This is a genomic window from Bilophila sp. 4_1_30 (genome assembly GCF_000224655.1).
Taxonomy (GTDB): domain Bacteria; phylum Desulfobacterota; class Desulfovibrionia; order Desulfovibrionales; family Desulfovibrionaceae; genus Bilophila; species Bilophila wadsworthia.
The window spans coordinates 144,188-146,492 of record NZ_JH114233.1 but is presented as its reverse complement, the minus strand read 5'-3'; the positions used below and the strand labels follow the sequence as shown (position 1 = coordinate 146,492).

Genomic DNA, 2,305 nt, shown 5'->3' with positions numbered 1-2,305 from the left:
TTTTGTGTCTTTAGTCCGACTTCTTCGCTGCGAATCGAACCTCGTCTCGATGTTCCGGGAGCCACTTGCACTTATGCAGACACCACCACGGCGTGATGATAAACCGACCATCCGCTTTCGCCTTTCTATCGGGATGAGCACCGGACAAATCACAATTAAGCGAGCAGAGCATCAACGCTTGATTACGTTCACCGTGCGGACAGCGAAACTTTTCCTCTTCCTCTGGCATAGGTAGTGGCATGGCCCCTCTCCTTCTTTGGGAAGGAGGATACTGTATGGGATGGAATAGGGCAATTCTTTCTTATTATTTATAGAATAGCCTTTTTCTCTCTTAACTCCGGCGGAGACTGCCTCCCCTCCCTCTCGCTCTCATAACTGCTTTTGCAGTGTTCCCTCTGCCAGAAGAACAGCCCGTCCACCACGCGCCGGGGCCATGCCCTCACCCCGTCCCGCGCCCAACGGTAACAGCGCGAGGACAGGGTTTCGTCCGGCCAGCCGCCGAGGAGCGTATTGATGAGCTGGTCGACGGCGATCAACGTTCGCTTTCCGTATGTCATGCGGCTTCAACCTCTTCTGGCGTGGTCGCGGCCTCCACAGCCGCCTTACGTTCCCCGCCGCGCTGCATCGTCCCGTTCTTGTGCCGCATGGCCCCGCCAGCATAGAGCGCGAGGAAGCCCGATGCGTCGAACGTCAAACGCTCAAGCTCACCCCCCGGCACCCTGTAGGCGTTCCACATTACGGAGTCGGGCAGGCCCGGCATCCCCGCCTGTTTCATGATGCAGACGTTCGCTGTGTCGGAAAAGTTCTGCTGATCATCAAGCGCGTAGCTGAAATGGTAGGTCACGCCGTCCACAGCATAGTCGAACCCGGCAAGGATGGCGGCGGACGTTTCCGCGTCGATTTGTGCCTTTTTTTCTTCTTTCAGCTCATTGAGCGTCAAGGCGGGATAACCAAGAACTACCTTTCCGGTGTTGTCGATATACGCATGAAATCCAGCCTTCGCCCACTCCGCATCAGATACGACGAGATCTGCTTCTCTTGATTGAGTAATGGCTTCAAGCGTTCCCACATCACAATACGCCACAGCCACATCTTCTTCTTTTTTGATATAAATCATGACTACGCTCCGGGGAAACATCTTACTACGCCTGAAATGCGAGAGCCATTAACTTGCCCTTGAACGACAATTCCGGATCTGAGAAACGCGGAAGGAGAATCACAGGGGTTTGCGCTGTCTTCCCCGTACATCCTTGCCCTGCTTACCTCCGCCCCGTTAACAAAAAGCTTGATATGCCCCCAGCCTGATCCGGTTACGAAGATAACCGCAAGGCCATCGAACGGCATGGTAAAATTGGCATTAAGGGGAAAATCATTATAAGCTGCATAATTGATACTGACTGTTCGTGCTCCACCAGCGGAATTGGCATAGTTCACGCTGAAATTGGCGGGGTTGTAGACGTACATGTTGACGCCGTCATTGCCTCCCCACAGCCAACCGGGTTGGCCTCCCTGACCATTCCAATACCAGCTTGTATCGACACCCCCTTCCCTGCGGAGCTTGTTTGCCGCAGTTGCATACGGGACATCGCAATCAACAACCGCTCTGCTGCCATCCTGTTTCAAAAAGGAAAATATACCGTCGCTTCTCAGCGCAAGCAGGCCCGCAGCTCTATTCGCCCAATGAAAGCCGATTGTCGGAGCATAGGCTATGTCTGATTGCGTATTCCCTACGCCTCCATTTTCCCGTATTTCGAGAGCGCCGGTTGCATACCTTGAACTCGCATCGGCATTGTAGTTCCCTTGAAGGCCACCGATACGCCCGGTCATCATGCCGCCAGACAAAGACAGTTTGCCATTCGCCGCAGTAACCCCGGCAGTCCCCCGGTCATAGGCCGTCTTTACGGCCTTGGCGGACGCCGCCGTCGTCGAATCCGCCAGACTCACGCTGTCCGAAATCTTGGTGAGCGCGGGCTTGTACTCCCCGCTTCCGGTCAAAAAGCTTTCCTGCTGCCCGGCGGTTGCGGGCGGCACAAGGCCGCTCGTCCCGGCAGTCGATGCCGTTGCACCATCGTATTCGGGGACGGAGATGATGCCGTTGGTGTTGCGGAAACCGTCGCCGAATTTGTTGTACGAAACCAATTCGACCCACGGAAACCACTCACGGGTTACGCCCCACGACTGAGTGCGCACAAAGATACGTGCGGAATCCGCACGAGTAGCACCACCTATAATAGTGAGACGTTGCATTAATCTCGCAAATGAAGACACAAAACTTGCCGATCTATTATCTCTTACTTCTAGTACG

4 protein-coding genes are annotated in these 2,305 nt (G+C 54.7%); 1 reads left to right on the top strand and 3 read right to left on the bottom strand.

The features are described from left to right. Nucleotides 1-235, top strand: a 235-nt coding sequence (locus HMPREF0178_RS22605; RefSeq protein ID WP_232281273.1) for a hypothetical protein, incomplete at its 5' end; no start/stop codon positions are given. Between the two features lie 73 nt (nt 236-308). On the opposite strand, the gene HMPREF0178_RS12795 is transcribed toward HMPREF0178_RS22605, so the two are convergent. The 3 genes from HMPREF0178_RS12795 to HMPREF0178_RS12785 all read right to left on the bottom strand — a co-directional run. Beyond that, on the bottom strand, nt 309-557 hold the full coding sequence (locus tag HMPREF0178_RS12795; RefSeq protein ID WP_009368469.1) for a hypothetical protein: 249 nt from the start codon (nt 555-557) through the stop codon (nt 309-311). Further along, nucleotides 554-1,117 carry a hypothetical protein gene (locus HMPREF0178_RS12790; RefSeq protein WP_009368468.1) on the bottom strand — a complete coding sequence of 188 codons (564 nt, stop codon included), beginning with the start codon at nt 1,115-1,117 and terminating at the stop codon, nt 554-556. The genes HMPREF0178_RS12795 and HMPREF0178_RS12790 overlap by 4 nt, the downstream gene beginning before the upstream one ends. A 2-nt stretch (nt 1,118-1,119) precedes the next feature. Then, the coding region (locus HMPREF0178_RS12785; RefSeq protein ID WP_009368467.1) for a tail fiber protein at nt 1,120-2,305 on the bottom strand (1,186 nt) is incomplete at its 5' end.

Bases quoted from the DNA above. Each gene is read 5' to 3' on its own strand.
- HMPREF0178_RS12790 (WP_009368468.1), bottom strand. From the start codon at position 1,117: ATGATTTATATCAAAAAAGAAGAAGATGTGGCTGTGGCGTATTGTGAT.
- HMPREF0178_RS12795 (WP_009368469.1), bottom strand. From the start codon at position 557: ATGACATACGGAAAGCGAACGTTGATCGCCGTCGACCAGCTCATCAAT.